13 protein-coding genes and 1 pseudogene are annotated in these 16,097 nt (G+C 46.1%); 1 reads left to right on the plus strand and 13 read right to left on the minus strand.

Features of this window, described 5'->3' with window-relative positions:
- Positions 1 to 59 precede the first annotated feature (59 nt).
- The 6 genes and pseudogenes from parC to parE form a co-directional block, all read right to left on the minus strand.
- The gene (gene parC, locus SCRDD08_RS07590) at positions 60 to 2,510 is read right to left on the minus strand and encodes a DNA topoisomerase IV subunit A (RefSeq protein WP_061423096.1); all 2,451 of its coding nucleotides are present in this window, start codon (positions 2,508 to 2,510) and stop codon (positions 60 to 62) included.
- Positions 2,511 to 2,734: 224 nt separating this feature from the next.
- Positions 2,735 to 3,339, minus strand: a pseudogene (fic, locus tag SCRDD08_RS07595) (protein adenylyltransferase Fic).
- A 26-nt stretch (positions 3,340 to 3,365) separates the two neighbouring features.
- Positions 3,366 to 4,112 (minus strand): DUF6261 family protein, encoded by a 747-nt coding sequence (locus SCRDD08_RS07600; protein ID WP_061423097.1) that lies wholly within the window; start codon positions 4,110 to 4,112, stop codon positions 3,366 to 3,368.
- Between the two features lie 348 nt (positions 4,113 to 4,460).
- On the minus strand, positions 4,461 to 4,850 hold the full coding sequence (locus SCRDD08_RS07605) for a DUF1310 family protein (protein ID WP_061423098.1): 390 nt from the start codon (positions 4,848 to 4,850) through the stop codon (positions 4,461 to 4,463).
- The gene (locus SCRDD08_RS07610) at positions 4,847 to 5,236 is read right to left on the minus strand and encodes a DUF1310 family protein (protein ID WP_061423099.1); all 390 of its coding nucleotides are present in this window, start codon (positions 5,234 to 5,236) and stop codon (positions 4,847 to 4,849) included. Before SCRDD08_RS07610 ends, SCRDD08_RS07605 begins: the two co-directional genes overlap by 4 nt.
- 34 nt (positions 5,237 to 5,270) lie before the next feature.
- Positions 5,271 to 7,220, minus strand: a complete 1,950-nt coding sequence (gene parE / locus SCRDD08_RS07615; RefSeq protein WP_061423100.1) for a DNA topoisomerase IV subunit B — start codon at positions 7,218 to 7,220, stop codon at positions 5,271 to 5,273.
- Between the two features lie 222 nt (positions 7,221 to 7,442).
- Here parE and plsY point away from each other — a divergent pair, with 222 nt between their 5' ends.
- Positions 7,443 to 8,087, plus strand: coding sequence for a glycerol-3-phosphate 1-O-acyltransferase PlsY (gene plsY / locus SCRDD08_RS07620; protein WP_061423101.1), 645 nt, complete (start codon positions 7,443 to 7,445; stop codon positions 8,085 to 8,087).
- A 23-nt stretch (positions 8,088 to 8,110) separates the two neighbouring features.
- Here plsY and nt5e read toward each other — a convergent pair whose 3' ends face one another.
- From nt5e to pyrF, 7 genes are all read right to left on the minus strand, one after another.
- A complete protein-coding gene (gene nt5e / locus SCRDD08_RS07625; RefSeq protein WP_061423102.1) occupies positions 8,111 to 10,369 on the minus strand; it encodes a cell surface ecto-5'-nucleotidase Nt5e in 2,259 nt (752 codons plus the stop codon).
- Between the two features lie 141 nt (positions 10,370 to 10,510).
- Complete coding sequence (locus tag SCRDD08_RS07630; RefSeq protein WP_061423103.1) at positions 10,511 to 11,779, minus strand: dihydroorotase; 1,269 nt, start codon at positions 11,777 to 11,779, stop codon at positions 10,511 to 10,513.
- A gap of 12 nt (positions 11,780 to 11,791) precedes the next feature.
- The gene (locus tag SCRDD08_RS07635; RefSeq protein WP_061423104.1) at positions 11,792 to 12,256 is read right to left on the minus strand and encodes an NUDIX hydrolase; all 465 of its coding nucleotides are present in this window, start codon (positions 12,254 to 12,256) and stop codon (positions 11,792 to 11,794) included.
- 8 nt (positions 12,257 to 12,264) lie between these two features.
- Positions 12,265 to 12,918, minus strand: coding sequence for a uracil-DNA glycosylase (locus SCRDD08_RS07640; protein ID WP_061423105.1), 654 nt, complete (start codon positions 12,916 to 12,918; stop codon positions 12,265 to 12,267).
- 59 nt (positions 12,919 to 12,977) lie between these two features.
- On the minus strand, positions 12,978 to 14,504 hold the full coding sequence (locus tag SCRDD08_RS07645; protein ID WP_061423106.1) for a glycosyltransferase family 39 protein: 1,527 nt from the start codon (positions 14,502 to 14,504) through the stop codon (positions 12,978 to 12,980).
- Between the two features lie 112 nt (positions 14,505 to 14,616).
- Positions 14,617 to 15,246: an orotate phosphoribosyltransferase gene (pyrE, locus tag SCRDD08_RS07650; protein ID WP_061423107.1), complete on the minus strand. Its 630-nt coding sequence runs from the start codon at positions 15,244 to 15,246 to the stop codon at positions 14,617 to 14,619.
- Positions 15,247 to 15,293: 47 nt separating this feature from the next.
- On the minus strand, positions 15,294 to 15,986 hold the full coding sequence (pyrF, locus tag SCRDD08_RS07655; protein WP_005589646.1) for an orotidine-5'-phosphate decarboxylase: 693 nt from the start codon (positions 15,984 to 15,986) through the stop codon (positions 15,294 to 15,296).
- Between the last annotated feature and the right edge of the window lie 111 nt (positions 15,987 to 16,097).

Below are 16,097 nucleotides of genomic sequence, written 5' to 3' on the forward strand. Positions count from 1 at the left end.
TTTCAATTTTCTGAAAATTTATTTTTTAAAAAACCAGTTCGTATGAACTGGCTTGTTGATTACTTGATATAAGCCGAGAAGACTTCTTCGTCTGAAATGGTATCAGAAATGAAGCTGCCGTTGCTGGTGCGCTCAGACAGGCTAAGATCAGCTAGATTGATTTCATAGGCAGTTCCTTTATTGGAAAGCACCTGCAAAATCTGCTGCTCACTGGCTTCTGCTTCGGTAGTAAAGAGGTCGAAGTCCACTGCTTGGCCATAGACTGGACCAGCTGCGAAAACACGATGGGGCTTAGTTTTAAGCTCTCTCAAAACTTGAAGACCGCGATTTGCCCGACTGGTAACAGGAAAATCTGCGACTGCCATACGCTTGAGCGAACCGCGCTGAGTCAGGATGTAAAGCGAGTCAGTATTGGCAATAAAGGCTGCTGCTAGGACATCGTCTTTCTTGAGGTTGATGGCTTTAACCCCAGCTGCTTTAGCTCCGATGACAGGTACTTCCTCAATATTGAAGCGCAGGGCATAGCCATTCCTAGTCACGAGCATAACATCATCCAGCTTAATCGGTGCTAGAGCAATGACCTGATCGTCTTCATTTTTTAGTTTGGCAAACTTAAGCGACTTGGACTTGTAGGTCCGCCAAGGACTGAACTCCTTGCGCTCCACTCTCTTGATTTGTCCCAGTTTGGTCGCTGCAAAGTAAGTGCCTTCCTCAAAGCTGTCCAGCAACTCTGCATAGATAACTTCTTCTTTGGTATCGAAGTTATTGATGGTCTGGCTGAGGTGTTCTCCGATTTCTTTCCAGCGGATATCTGATAGTTCATGAACAAGCCGGTAAATAACATTTCCAAGACTGGTGAAAATCAATAAATGCTGAGTCGTCTTGGCTGGACTGACGAAAATCAGTCGGTCATCATCACGCTTGCCCATTTCCTCCAGTGTCGAAGCAGAGAAGGAACGCGGACTGGTCCGCTTGATATAACCAGAACGTGTCACGCTGACATAGGTCTCTTCCTCAACAATCAGACTAGCCGTATCAATCTCAATAGCGTTTGCCGTATCCTGCAGCTCACTGAGACGAGGATTGCCAAACTTCTTCTTGACGTCGCGTAGCTCTCGCTTCATAAGATTATACATGGTGCGCTCATCACCGATAATAGCAGCCAGCATGGCAATCTTCTCGCGGAGCTCTGCTTCTTCCTCTTCCAGAACCACTACGTCTGTATTGGTCAAACGGTAGAGTTGGAGAGTGACGATAGCCTCAGCCTGCTCCTCAGTAAAATCATAGCTGACTTTCAGATTTTCCTTGGCGTCTGCTTTGTTTTCGGAAGCACGAATCAGGGCAATCACCTCATCCAAGATGGAAATGACCCGAATCAGTCCTTCCACGATATGCAGGCGTTTCTCAGCCTTGGCCTTGTCAAAGCGGCTGCGGGCCAGGATAATCTCCTTGCGGTGAGCAATGTAGCTGGTCAGAATGGGCACAATCCCAACTAAACGCGGCGTGAAATTGTCAATAGCCACCATGTTGAAATTGTAGTTAATCTGCAGGTCAGTGTATTTGAAAAGGTAATTGAGAATCAGCTCAGTATTGGCATCTTTCTTAAGCTCGATAGCAATGCGCAGGCCGTCCCGGTCGGACTCGTCCCGCACCTCGGCAATGCCGGCCACCTTGTTATTGACCCGAACATCGTCAATCTTCTTGACCAAGACCGCCTTATTAATCTCATAAGGAATCTCGGTGATGACGATTTGCTCTTTACCGCCCTTTAGCTTTTCAATCTCAGTTCTAGAGCGTACCACGACGCGACCTTTTCCAGTCTCATAAGCTTTCTTAATCTCATCCCGGCCTTGGACTATGGCCCCTGTCGGAAAGTCCGGCCCAGGCAGAAAGTCCATGAGCTTGTCCACCTTGGCAGACGGATGGTCAATCAGATAGATGACCGCGTCAATGACTTCGGCTAGATTATGAGGCGGAATGTCCGTCGCATAACCAGCGGAAATCCCAGTTGCTCCGTTAACCAAAAGATTGGGAAAGGCAGCCGGCAGAACGGTCGGCTCCTTCTCCGTGTCGTCAAAGTTCCAGGCAAAAGGCACCGTGTCCTTCTCAATATCCTGCAGGAGATAGCCGGCCATCTCAGACAGCCGCGCCTCGGTATACCGCATGGCCGCCGGCGGATCGCCGTCCATGGAGCCGTTGTTTCCGTGCATCTCAACAAGAATCTCACGGTTTTTCCAGTCCTGAGACATGCGAACCATGGCGTCGTAGATGGAGCTGTCACCGTGGGGGTGGAAATTCCCCATGATGTTCCCGACCGACTTGGCCGACTTGCGGTAGCCCTTGTCAAAGGTGTTGCCGTCCTTATTCATGGAATAAAGAATACGGCGCTGAACAGGCTTCAAGCCATCGCGAATGTCCGGCAAGGCCCGCTCTTGAATAATGTATTTGGAGTAGCGACCGAAGCGCTCTCCCATGATGTCCTCGAGGGACATGTTTTGAATATTACTCATAATATTTCTCTTTTTTAAATGTTTTCTTTTTTGATACTCTCCTTAAGTGGTGGGGTCGCAAGCAAACGACTTCGTCGTTTCATTGCTAGCTTAAAAGCCCAAGGTCTTTTAAGTCTCCCCCGAGTGACTGCGTCACTCTTTTCACCACGGCGGAGAGTATCGCCTATATTAGCGAAAACTACGTTTTCGTTTTTAATCAGCAGAGCTGGGAATTAGTTTTCCATTTAAAGCTCCCCAGTCCGGTAAAGACTGTAGCCTTCATAGTAATAGCTATGATCAACACCTTTCATGTAGAGGTTGCGGTTATGAATGTCCTTTGTGAGGGCTTGCTTGAGGACATGCTTAATCTCTGTATCTCGAATGGGGCTGCGTTCCATGGCTAGGAGGTAGTCTTCCTTGTCGACTTGGGACCAGTCGATGACCTGCTCCAGCTCAGCCTTGAGCAGATGGTCCAGCCACAGCCTCATACTTCTGCCATCCCCTCTCGGAAAGGGTGGGCGATATTTAGCTCAACATACTTTTCGATGATTTGGTCAAAGGTCTGCTGAGGCATGCGGTCGATATTTTCCAAAGAAGCTGCCAGATACATGACAGGCGCAAAGCGGAAAGCCCCTTTGGCAAGATTAACCGTGCGAATCTGGCCAGCAAAGTCATAGATTTCTTCAAACAAGAATTTATGAATAAAGGTCAGAGTCTCATAAGTGCCAGCCGGCTTGCTGTCCAAAAGCTGCTCTTCAAAAAGCTGTTTGGCACGGGCTTTACTGATCTTTTCTTCCATCTTTGCTAGTTCCAGTGAATCAGTTATGCCCAGTTTATTGTCAAGAGTCATTGGCTGTCTCCTTTCGTCAGAAGTTGCTAGTTCGCCTCCACCACTTCTTCTTTCACCTTCTTAGCAGGTTTGCGTTTTTTGTAGCGACTGCGGATGGTGTTGAGGTGGTCGCGGAGATTGACCACGTGCGTTCTTTCGGGATAAGCGTAGGCAATGATTGCAGTGAAGTCCACCAGAAAATCATAGATTTCTTGCAGCTTGAGGCGGACGGTCTTATTCTGGCTTGGTGACTTGCCCTTGAGCTCGGTCAGGCGCTCCTTGTAGGCCTTGTCAAAGGCCTTCTGGGCTGCGGCCAGATGCTCGACATGGCTCTCTAAGTGAAGCTTAGCCAGGGCCGCTTGGCTGGCCGGCTTTTTCAGCTCCTGGAGTAGGTGGTTGATGCCCTCGGTCTCCTTTTCCAAGCTAGTTGCAGCTAGACCAGTGTAGTTTTTCAGGAGCTGAGACAGGGTCTCATAAGCTTCCTTGGTCGCTGCATCCTTGACCCGTGCAAAGGCCCGAACCAAAGACTGGAGCGTAGCCAAAGCATCGTCACGCTCACGGTCAGCCTGATCCAGACTAGCCACTAGCTTGCTGGACTTGGTCTGATGAAGCCCGCCCTGCAGCTGTTCCAGAAGTTTGTCCATCTCATCCAGCTTAGTCGTGTAAATGCCATCCACCTTATTTTCCTTGATAAATGCCGCAACCTCGCTCCGACTCTCGGACATGAGCTGGAAAAATTCGTTGTTTTCTAAAGTTCTAACGTCTACACTGGTAATTCCATAAATTCTTTTCATTTTTACAATCTCCTAATTTTTTAAATTTAATTTGTTTTTACTTGGTCAGATTTTCTGAAAAAGTTTTTTACTCTTGCCAGAGCTCGGCAGAAAAACAAACGTTCGTCTTTCACTCAAGAAATGCTCGCCAGATTTTCTGCCAAACAGAATTTGCCATGAAAGGCTTCGTCAGAAAATCGGACGGACTCTTTCAAGCCCTGAAGAAGCTTGTCAGAAAATCTGATGAGGAATATTTCTTGTTTCACATTCGCAAAAGCTCTCATAGACAGCTATCGTCCAATTCTAACTCTATTGAGGCAGAATATTCTTGTCTTGCAATGTCTAATCTATCTCTGTCGCTATATACACTCATTCTTTTGCCTCCAATAATTTATCAAGTTCAACTGATGAACTCCCCGAAGCATTTCTTAGTTTTCCATTAGTTTCTTTTTCTAGTATGTTTTGTATATACAACTCTTTGTTTTTATTAATAATTATTTTTACACTAATGCCACCCATTGGATTATGTTTGATTGAATCATAATCAATATCATAAGATTGTATTACACCTTGATCTGAAAAAGCAATTGGATCAATATTTTTAATCGTCCTCTCAAATACCTCTTTCGCCTCATCACTTTTTACAACCTTAAGCATTTCTTCCCTTAATTTTTCTTCCTGCGTTTGTTTGTTCATACTGCAGCCTCCTATTAAAATAATGATTCCTAGAATTCCTAGAATATATGATATTTTTTTCATTTGAGTTCCTCAAGTGATTGATCCAAGTCTGCAGAATAGCCACCAAAATGACTTTCTAATGCACCATCTGAATTTTTATCAACTCCTCCAAAAATTTTTAATTTTGGATTGTTATTAATAATTACATTAAATTGAATCCCACCCATTGGATTACGAGAAACACTATCATAATCTATTTTATAACTTTTAATGATACCATCGTCTGTAAAAGCTTTATCATCAATATTCTTAATCGCTTCTTCAGACATTTTTTTTACCTCCTCACTCTTGACAACCCTAAGCATTTCTTCCTTAAGCTTTTCATCCTGCGTTTGTTTGTTTATGCTACATCCTCCAATAAAAATAATGATTCCTAGAATCCCTAGGATATATGATAATTTTTTCATTTGCGTTTTGCTCCTTTATTATGAAACAGCCACATCAAAACACCATCTCCCCACTCTCCTCAAGCGTAAACTTAACATTATCCTCAATCCACTTGCGGCGGGGTTCGACCTTGTCGCCCATGAGGACGGAGACGCGGCGTTCGGCGCGGGCCAGGTCTTCGATGGTGACGCGGATGAGGGTACGGGTGTCAGGATTCATGGTCGTTTCCCAGAGCTGGTCGGCGTTCATTTCACCAAGGCCCTTGTAGCGCTGGAGCATGGCGCCTTTGCCGAATTTCCTGCGCAGGTCGTCCAGCTCGCCATCGGTCCAGGCATACTCGACGACTTCGCTCTTGCCCTTGCCCTTGGACATCTTGTAGAGAGGCGGCAGGGCGATATAGACGCGGCCGGCCTCGACCAGCGGGCGCATATAGCGGTAGAAAAAGGTCAGAAGCAGAGTCTGGATATGAGCACCGTCTGTATCGGCATCAGTCATGATGATAATCTTGTCATAGTTAGCATCTTCCAGCGAGAAGTCTGAGCCAACTCCTGCACCAATGGTGTAGATCATGGTATTGATTTCTTCGTTTTTGAGAATGTCGGCCATTTTTGCCTTGGCCGTATTGATGACCTTACCGCGCAGGGGCAGGATGGCCTGAAACTTGCGGTCCCGTCCCTGCTTGGCAGAGCCGCCGGCAGAGTCCCCCTCGACCAGATAGAGTTCATTTTTGGCCGCATTCTTAGACTGGGCCGGAGTCAGCTTGCCGGACAGGAGGCCCTTGTCTTTCTTGTTTTTCTTGCCATTCCGGCTTTCATCACGCGCCTTGCGGGCCGCTTCTCTGGCATCTCTGGCCTTGATAGCCTTGCGGATAAGATTGGAGGCCAGCTCGCCATTTTCCAAGAGGAAGAAGGTCAGCTTGTCGGACACAATGGAGTCCACCGCAGGACGGGCCAGCGGACTACCTAGCTTGTCCTTGGTCTGACCCTCAAACTGCAAATGCTCTTCCGGCACCAAGATGGACAGGACAGCAGCCAGACCTTCGCGGTAGTCCGAGCCTTCCAGATTTTTGTCCTTTTCCTTGAGCAGACCGGTCTTTCTGGCATAGTCATTCATAGCCTTGGTGATAGCGGTCTTGAGTCCAGTCTCATGCGTCCCGCCGTCTTTAGTGCGGACGTTATTGACAAACGATAAGATGTTATCCGAATAACCATCATTGTACTGGAGAGCAACTTCAACTTGGAATCCACCTTCCTCTCCCTCAAAATAGAGGACCGGAGTCAGGGTTTCCTTGTCTTCATTGAGGTAGCTGACAAAGTCCTGAACGCCGTTTTCATAGTGAAATTCTGCCTTTTCACCGCTGCGCTCGTCGGTAAGCGACAGATGGACATTTTTGAGCAGGAAGGCGGACTCATTGAGCCGCTCAGCAATCAGATTGTACTTAAAATCAATGGTTGAGAATATGCTGTCGTCGGGCATAAAGGTCACCTTAGTACCCGACTTGGACTTAGGCGCCGTGCCAACTTTCTTAAGCGTGGTAACGGGCTTACCGCCATTTTCAAAACGCTGCCGGTAGACTGCTCCATCGCGGGTAATCTCCACTTCCAGCCAACTGGACAGGGCATTAACGACCGAGGAGCCGACCCCGTGGAGTCCGCCCGAAGTCTTGTATCCGCCCTGACCGAACTTACCGCCGGCGTGGAGAACGGTGAAAATGACCTCAACGGTTGGGATTCCCGTAGCGTGCATCCCGACCGGCATGCCCCGGCCATGGTCAGCCACGGTCACAGAGCCGTCTTTATTGATGGTCACATCAATGCGGTCGCCAAAGCCTGACAGGGCCTCATCCACCGCATTGTCGACGATTTCCCAGACCAAGTGGTGCAGTCCTGCGCCGTCGGTTGATCCGATATACATCCCTGGACGTTTGCGGACTGCATCCAACCCTTCTAATACCTGAATGGCATCGTCATTGTAATTGTTAATATTGATTTCCTTTTTTGCCACAAGGAACCTCCTGCATGATAGTCATCCTTATTATCTTACAAGTTTTTAGTAAATTTTGCAAAGTTTTTTTCTACAAAATCCCCTTTAAAGGCTGATAGAATCTGGATTTTAAGTGATTTTGGAGAAAGGCAACCTAGCTGTAAGCGTCAGACTAGACAATTCACTTAAAATATTCTTATCATAGTTCTTTGTCCAAGTTCCAAATCATGGTATAATAAAATCATGATGAACACGATAATTGGATTATTACTAGCATATTTACTGGGCTCCATTCCGACAGGTTTGTGGATTGGACAGATTTTCTTTAAAAAGAACCTCCGCGAATACGGCAGTGGCAATACTGGCACGACCAATACTTTCCGTATTTTGGGAAAGACGGCCGGCACTGCCACTTTTGCCATTGACTTTTTCAAGGGTACACTGGCAACGCTGCTGCCGCTTTTCCTGCATATTGAAGGGATTTCACCACTGATTTTTGGCCTCTTGGCCGTGATTGGCCATACCTTTCCAATCTTTGCTGGCTTCAAGGGCGGCAAAGCCGTGGCGACTAGTGCAGGAGCTGTTCTGGGCTTCTCACCTGCTTTCTTTGTCTATCTGATATTGGTCTTTGTGACAACCCTCTATCTGGGAAGTATGATTTCCCTCGCCAGTGTGATTTCTGCAAGCGTGGCTATCCTGTCTGTCTTGATTTTTCCTGCTTTAGGCTTTCTCTTACCAAGCTATGATTTCCTCTTTACCCTGATTATCATCCTCTTAGCGGCTATTATCATCCTTCGTCATCGGGACAATATCCAGCGGATTCGAAATAAAACTGAAAACCTAATCCCTTGGGGCATTAACCTAACCAAGCAAAATCCAAAAAAATAGGCTCGTCGAAACGAGCTTATTTTTTAATCTTTTTGAGTTTTTTTCAGGCCTGCTGCACCCAGCATTCCGAATACCAAGCCAAACATAGAAAGAAGGAAAGGATTCTTGCTTCCTGTTTTCGGAAGAGTGCCTTGTTTGCTTGTTGGTCCTGTCGGACGAACCTGTGCTGGAGCTTGATAAGTTACCTTATTAGCTGCTGGCTGAGCTGTATTTGGCTTCTCAACAGCAGGTTGTTCTTGTGGTTTTGTCTCAGGCACAACTGGATGATTAGGTTGGCTAGGAACTACTGGATTGCTTGGTCTTGTTGGAACTGTTGGATTAGTTGGGTTGGTAGGATTTGCTGGGTTAGTCGGATTGGTTGGGTTTGCTGGATTGCTTTGTCCAGGCTTAGAAGCGGCATCTTTTGGATCAGTGCACTGCTGGATTTCCTCGATATCTGTGTAACCATCTCCATCTGTATCCTTGCTAGCAGACATAGAAATCGTGCGAGAATTTGGATTGATTGCTGCATAGGCTGTCAAATCTGCACTTTCCAGATATTCTGCAAAGGCCACGTCCATAGATGGACCTTCCTCACGCGCACCACCCAGCATAGTATAACCATCACCACCAGCTGCTAGGAAGTCATTGGTTGTCAGGTAGTAGGTCTTAGCCAAGTCAAGGGCTTCATAAGCACCTGTTTCTTTGTTTTTGATTTCAATGCGAAGGATCCGTTTCTCTGCTGGCAGAGTTGTGTCATAGTAAACTTTAGCACCAGAAACTTGCAAGAAACCGCCGCTTGGCTCTAGCAATGGTTGGCCGTTTTCATCCAAGACAGGTTTTCCATCTTTTTCTTGAAGGATTGAGCCCAAAGATTTGGCAAACATATCTGCGATATTCTGACCGGTTACCTTGATTTGTGAAATAGTATTTCCAAAAGGCAATACAGCGATGACACTTCCCTTTGTGATTGGCTTGTCTTTGGCAATGGTTTCCCGTAAGCCGCCACCATTAGTCACAACCAAGTCTGTTTTGTTGGCAAAGCCTGTTTGGCCGTATTTGTAAAGGGCATCTGCTACCACATTTCCCAGATTGGTTTCTCGAACGCGGACATTTTCACGGTCCCCGTTAAGCTCCACAGGGCTCTTGGCCACGATCACCTTGGCATTTTCTGCATCGTATTTTTCCTTAATTTTCTTGACCATCTCTGCTACAACTGGGTCTGGACTAGCTTTTTTAGCTATTGCAGCTGGGATTTGCTGAGGATCGCCCAGAAGTTGGTTAGCCTTGAAAGTAACTTTACCGATATTGTGCAAATAGCTACCAGTCTGGTTGTAGGTCACATTTTCACCGTAAGTAGTGGACTCTACTGTGTGAGAATGGCCGTCAATCACTGTAACGCGCTTGCCCTTCAGCTTGGCATTTTTAGAAAGGGCTTCAGCCAAGGTAGAACCGCGCCATTCAACTGGTGTCGTAGTATCCACACCCAAGTGAGCCAGAACGACATAATTTTTGTAAGTCTTGCCTTCAGCTGCTGCACGCGCTTCAACTTCGTCAATCACCCGATTAACCTCTGTGATTGGATCCGCGAAAGTCACACCTTGAATATTTTTTGGGTGCGTTTTTGTAGCTGTCTCAGGAGTGGTCACCCCGATTACGACAAATTCATCACCTTCTACATTCTTATCCTTGTCCACAATGGTTGATGCTTGGAACACACGGGCATTGTTGGCATAGGTATTAGCACTGAGAAGTGGGAAATTAAGGATTTCTTTATATTTTTTAGCCTCATCCAAACCAAAGTCAAATTCATGGTTTCCGACCGCCATGGCATCATAACCGATTTCATTGAGGATCTTCGCGCGTTCTTCCCCTTTGGAGCTATTAGAAATTGGCAGACCTTGGAAAGCATCTCCTGCATCTACGACCAGCGTTTGAGGATTTTTTGCACGTTCTTCCTTGATAACTGTTGCAAGTTTGGCATCTCCGATAACACCTTTTTCTTCGACGATACGACCGTGCACATCGTTTGTATGAAGAATGGTAGCTTCAGGCAAGCTTGTGTCAGACGCTCCTGATACATCTTGAGCATTAGCTGCGATGACCGCATTTACGCTAGCTTCATCGGCAGAAACTCCACCTGCTTGTGCCAAATCCGTTTCAGCCGGTTTTTGAGCTGGTTCGTTCACATTTGCCACAGCAGTTGCTGGCTGAACCTCATCCGCAGCAACTTGATGGTCCAAAAAGGCAGGTGCCAACAGAACCGTAGACAAAACAGGTAAAATAAGATGCTTCTTTTTCATAAATAAAAGCTCCAGTCTATGTTTTTTCTATTATTATACTGTTTTTATTGTAAAAAGGGAATGCCATTTCAAAGAATCCTTCTTCTTAATACGAAAAACGTTCCAAAACGAAATGGAACGTTGAATTTCTATGAATATCTGCTAGGCTTGGAAGACGACTTCTCCATCGCAGATAGTATATTTGACTTGGCCTTTCAGCTCTTCGCCAACAAAAGGTGAATTGGCTGCCTTGGAGGCAAAGTGGTCGGAAACCAGACGGTCAGCTTTAGGATCAAAAATAGTGATATCCGCTGGGCCTTCTTCGGCTAGAAAACCAGCATTAAAATCATAGAGACTAGCTGGATTGACCGTCATCTTCTCTAAAAGCTCCATGAGGCTAAGATGCCCTGCTTCTACCAGATAGGTCAGCCCTAGAGAAAGCGAGGTCTCAAGACCAGTCATACCAGACGGCGCCTTGGTAATATCCGCCACATTTTTCTCGTCAGCATGATGTGGAGCATGGTCCGTTGCAATGACAGAAATGACACCAGACTTGAGTCCCTCAATAACCGCCAGACGGTCCGATTCTAATCGCAGAGGTGGATTCATCTTAGCATTGCTGCCCTTGGTCAATAGCAATGCTTCTGTCTTAGAGAAGTGCTGAGGTGCTGCTTCAGCGGTGACTTGAGCACCTAGCTTCTGAGCGAATTCCACTACCTTTACACTCTCAGCCTTGGACAAATGCTGGATATGCACATGAGCCTTGGCATCATAAGCAATCATAACATCACGGGCAATCATACTGTATTCTGCCACACCTGTCGCGCCACAGATATGAAAATGCTCTTTGGCAATATGCTCATTGAAACCAAGGATGCCGTTGAGATTAGGATCTTCCTCGTGCAAGCTAATAAAAGTATCGTTTTTACGTGCTTCTATCAGGGCTTGGCGGACAATCCCAGCGTTAGTCAGCGGAATTCCGTCATCTGAGAAGCCAACCGCACCAATATCCAAGAGAGCTTTAAAGTCTATCAAATGCTGCCCATCGAAATTCTCTGTGATTGTCGCGACCGACTTGATATGGATATTTTCGCGACTAGCCGACTCTAGCACTTCCTGCAGGGTTTCAACTGTAGAAATGGTCGGATTGGTATTGGCCATCATAACAACAGTCGTAAAGCCACCTGCTGCTGCTGCCAAAGCTCCTGTGTGAATGTCTTCTTTATGGGTCTGACCCGGCTCCCGGAAGTGAACGTGAATGTCAACCAGACCAGGAGCAACGACCAAACCACTAGCATCTAGGACTTGGGCATCAGCCGCTTTCAGATTTTGGCCAATTTTGACAATTTTCTTGCCCTCCACCAGCACATCGCACACTTGATCCAGACCAGACTTAGGATCCATTACACGGCCATTCTTGATTAGTAGCATTTTGTATCTCCTTTATTCGTAAAAATCGACCTGCGTGTCGAGCAGTTTATCACCAGCATAAACAAATTTGGCTGAAAAGAAAGGCTTGTCTTCTAAAAGCCACTCAACAAAGGTATGATCGCCTTCCCAGGTTGGTTTAGACAAAACCTGATCATAGGGCACCCATTCCAAAGTCCCTTCATTGCAGTCAATCAGTTCCCCCTCAAACTCCGTCACCTTAAAGACATAGGTGTACCAGTCCAAATTGGGAGTAAACTCCGGAAAAGTGATGATGCCCTTGAGGACAGGCTTGGCCTTTAGCCCTGTCTCCTCTAAAATCTCGCGTGCCGCGCATTCCTGCGGGGTTTCTCCTCGCTCTAACTTACCACCGACTCCAATCCATTTCCCAGCATGAACATCGTTGGGCTTTTTGTTGCGGTGCAGCATGAGAAGCTCACGGCCATTATCGATATAACAAATCGTTGCTAACTGAACCATACTACCTCCTATGCTAACCAATCGATAGGTTCCAAGCCCTTAGCCACCAAGAAATCATTGGTCCGCGAAAAGGGTTTGCTGCCAAAGAAACCACGATACGCAGACAGCGGACTTGGGTGAGCTGACTCGATAATCAAATGTTGGGAATTGCTTATCAAGGATTTTTTCTTGCGGGCGTAAGATCCCCAGAGTATAAAGACAACTGGATCCGACTTTGCATTGACGACCTTGATAATAGCATCTGTAAAAGGCTCCCAGATTAAGCCAGCATGGGCATTGGCCTGGCCAGCAGGCACTGTCAGACCAGCATTTAGTAAGAGAACTCCTTGCTCAGCCCAGGAAGTCAAATCATGCGACTCTTTCACGCCGATATCATCGGCCAATTCTTTGAGAATATTCTGCAAAGAAGGCGGGGCTGGAATGTCATCAGGCACCGAAAAACTCAAGCCTTGCGCCTGTCTCGGTCCGTGGTAGGGATCCTGCCCCAAAATAACCACCTTAACATCCGCTAAATCTGTCGTCTGAATCGCATTAAACACCTTTTCCCGCGGTGGGTAAATGGTTCCCGAAGCATACACTTCGTCTAAAAAACGATTGATTTTTGCAAAATAACCTTCTGGCAGCTGCTCCTTAATCAAAGCGTGCCAAGCTGAATGCTGCATATCTGTCTCCTTTTTATTTTACATTCCATACCTATGGGCAACTAAGCTGACAAGTCTAGTTAGACCTTCTTTTTCCAAAATTTCATGCGAGTCAAGTCTAGCGGATATTGAGTCAACCCCACAGCTGACAGAATCAAAATCTGTGGCAAAAACTGAATCAGATAACGGGTCTTCCCTCCTTCGAAAATTTGCAAAAAGAGGAGGCCACCGAAAACTGCCAAACTTAAGAAATTCAAGGAATCATTTGGTCGGTATTTCCAGAGGGCAAATACAAGACCCAAAGCCATAATAATCCAAACTGCCTGCTTGAGCAGCGAATAAAATCGAAAACTATCCTTATCAGAATTGAGGAAGAAATCACGGACAAACTGGGCGAATGCATTGTCTTTTGTGAACTCATAAAGCGGTGAAATATATGGCGTCTTTTCATTTTCAACACTGCGATAGAGCCAGCCCAAGTTTCCTTCAGCAACTGTCAAAGAGTGTTTATAATACAGGTGCTGTAGAAAGGTCAGCGGAGTGTATTCTTTCAAACGACGCTTGATTTCTTTGATGACATTTTCCCTTGCAAACATGCCATTATTGTAGTCAGCCCGCTTGTCAGGTTCCACGTATTGCAAGAGCCCTTCCTTCATGTCTTCCTGATCATGACCGATATTGGTTAGGCCCAGATTAATGAACAGCAGTGGCCCTTTGGCCAGTCCTTCACCTTGGATGATCGGCACTTCTGTCTGGTGAGCCAGACTATAATGAAGTGAAAGGTAGCCTGCTGAAAAGCTTAGGCCAAAGACCGCCGCAGTCAAGAAAAACTTTTTCCAGTTCTGTCTCAAAAACAAAACTCCAAAAACAGCAATCAACAGAATCATCACTGTCGGACGGATCAAAAAGGCAAGACTGGTCAGAATCCCTAATATAAGGCTTCTAGCAATGATTTGGCGACTATTCGCCTTATTTTCCAACAGACTCAGAGCCAGAAAAATCTGTAGACTAATCAAAGGCAAGGGAGGAATGTCCGTGTACATGGACATGTAGTAAGGCGAAAATCCGACCAAGGCCACATAAAAGCTAAAAACCGCATCTGCTGTAGCCTGCGAAAAGTATCGCTGACAGCCTTTGTAGAGGATCCAAGTCGCAATATTGACGTAAAAAAGATTGAGTCCCTGCATAATCCAGAGCGCTGCTTCACCAAAAAGGTTAAAGAAAAAACGCTCATAGAGAAAGAGTGGCAGATTATTAGGATTGCGCGTCAGATAGCTGGAAATAGAGGACTCCTTCAGGTACTTGAAAGCCCCTGTGAAAACCACTGCCGCGTCCCGTCGAATCAAAAGCTCAGCCGATAAGAGCACGATAAGCTGAAAAAGGAGAGCTGCCAAAGCAATAGCCAGCTTGTGCCTCATGAGAAAATGATAAGACTTTTTAAGCTGAAACCGATAGCGATTCGCTAGGATTGCCAAGACTCCAAACAAAATCAGAGCCAAGCTACTCAACTGCGATACATGAAAAATAGCTGTAAACAGCCAATGAAGACTCAATACCAGCATGATTTTTTGCAGAATCAAAAAAGTGATATGATAAATCTTAGACATGGCTTTATTATAACAAAATCAGCCACTTTTTGCTATTTTAAAAAGTGGGCAGAGGTCAAGTAAATCCTAAAAAGGAGACAGGAACATGCTAGTCCCGCCTCCTCGTACTTTCTTAATTTTGCCAGTTTTCTTGATCGTCTTTAAACTTCTTCAGCAAAGTCAATCCGTCTGCATTGATGTAGCCTTCTTGCTCAGCCAGGTGGATAAGCTCTGTGTAGTTAGACAAGGTCACCAACTTCACGCCTGCATCCGCAAAGTTCTTATCTGCCTTTGGCAATTCGTAGGTGAAGATAGCTGCGGCACCGATTACATCTGCTCCTTCACGCTTAGCTGCCGCGATAGCATCCAAGACAGAGCCACCAGTGGAAATCAAATCTTCAATCACAACCATCTTTTGACCAGGAGCCACTCGGCCTTCAATCTGATTGCCCGCTCCGTGATCTTTGGGTTTGCTACGGATATAGGCAAAAGGCAGATTCATCTTGTCGGCAATGATAGCACCGTGAGGAATGCCCGCCGTTGCCGTGCCCGCAATCACTTCCACTTCAGGAAATTCTGCACGAATCTTTTCGACAAAGCCATTTTCGATCAAAGTCCGAGTCTCTGGGTAGGCCAAAGTCACTCGGTTATCTGTGTAAATCGGTGATTTAATCCCAGAAGCCCAAGTAAAAGGCTCCTCCGGTTTCAAGTAAACTGCTTTGATTTTCAACAAGTCGCGTGCAATATCGTTGGCTAAAGTCATTTTTTACTCCTTATAAATCTGTTATTCGTTCCATTTAAAATTCTTATTTAGCTATTCCACTGTTTCTTAATTTCGTGATAAGCATCCCAAGGATTCTCAGCCTGAATGATCGGGCGACCAACCACAATGTAATTACTGCCAATCTGATGGGCTTCCTGCGGTGTCATAACCCGCTTTTGGTCACCGATTTCAGCACCGGCCGGCCGGATACCCGGTGTCACGCAAAGAAAATCGTCCGCTGTAGCTGCCTTGATGAGCTCAACTTCCAAGGCTGAGCAAACAACCCCATCCAGCCCAGCTTCCTTGGCTTTGCGGGCATAATTAACAACCGATTCCTGCACGGTTGTTTGGATATTTTGGCAGTCGCGCATATCTTCTTCACTGGTCGAAGTCAACTGGGTCACCGCTACTAGCTTCGCATTGTCACCGAGAACTTTTTTGGCCTCCCGCATCATCTCAACGCCGCCAGCTGCGTGAACCGTCACCATATCAATGCCAAATGTTCCCAAAACAGACATAGCTGAACGCACGGTATTAGGGATGTCGTGCAATTTCAAATCGAGGAAAATGCTATGTCCCAAGCCTTTCAGATAATGCACAATTTCTGGACCAATGGCATAAAAGAATTCCATGCCGATCTTGACGTACAGCTTTTCATCTTCAGGAAAATGCTCCAGAAAGTTCTTGACATCATCAAAAGATGGAAAGTCTAGGGCGATAATAGGACGTTCTTCACGCATGCAGTTCTTCTCCTTGCTTTTTACTTACTATAAAGATAATTACAATCATAGAAAAAACCTTGCCCGAGAGCAAGGTTACACGAAAATGTGGCAAAATCTGCCATTTTAAAC

Origin of the sequence: Streptococcus cristatus (assembly GCF_001578775.1) — a bacterium.
Lineage (GTDB): Bacteria > Bacillota > Bacilli > Lactobacillales > Streptococcaceae > Streptococcus > Streptococcus cristatus_A.

Coding starts and splice junctions, on each gene's coding strand:
- plsY (WP_061423101.1), top strand. CDS start 7,443: ATGATGAACACGATAATTGGATTATTACTAGCATATTTACTGGGCTCC.
- SCRDD08_RS07605 (WP_061423098.1), bottom strand. CDS start 4,850: ATGAAAAAAATATCATATATTCTAGGAATTCTAGGAATCATTATTTTA.
- pyrF (WP_005589646.1), bottom strand. CDS start 15,986: ATGCGTGAAGAACGTCCTATTATCGCCCTAGACTTTCCATCTTTTGAT.
- parC (WP_061423096.1), bottom strand. CDS start 2,510: ATGAGTAATATTCAAAACATGTCCCTCGAGGACATCATGGGAGAGCGC.
- nt5e (WP_061423102.1), bottom strand. CDS start 10,369: ATGAAAAAGAAGCATCTTATTTTACCTGTTTTGTCTACGGTTCTGTTG.
- pyrE (WP_061423107.1), bottom strand. CDS start 15,246: ATGACTTTAGCCAACGATATTGCACGCGACTTGTTGAAAATCAAAGCA.
- SCRDD08_RS07640 (WP_061423105.1), bottom strand. CDS start 12,918: ATGCAGCATTCAGCTTGGCACGCTTTGATTAAGGAGCAGCTGCCAGAA.
- SCRDD08_RS07610 (WP_061423099.1), bottom strand. CDS start 5,236: ATGAAAAAATTATCATATATCCTAGGGATTCTAGGAATCATTATTTTT.
- SCRDD08_RS07635 (WP_061423104.1), bottom strand. CDS start 12,256: ATGGTTCAGTTAGCAACGATTTGTTATATCGATAATGGCCGTGAGCTT.
- SCRDD08_RS07630 (WP_061423103.1), bottom strand. CDS start 11,779: ATGCTACTAATCAAGAATGGCCGTGTAATGGATCCTAAGTCTGGTCTG.
- SCRDD08_RS07645 (WP_061423106.1), bottom strand. CDS start 14,504: ATGTCTAAGATTTATCATATCACTTTTTTGATTCTGCAAAAAATCATG.
- SCRDD08_RS07600 (WP_061423097.1), bottom strand. CDS start 4,112: ATGAAAAGAATTTATGGAATTACCAGTGTAGACGTTAGAACTTTAGAA.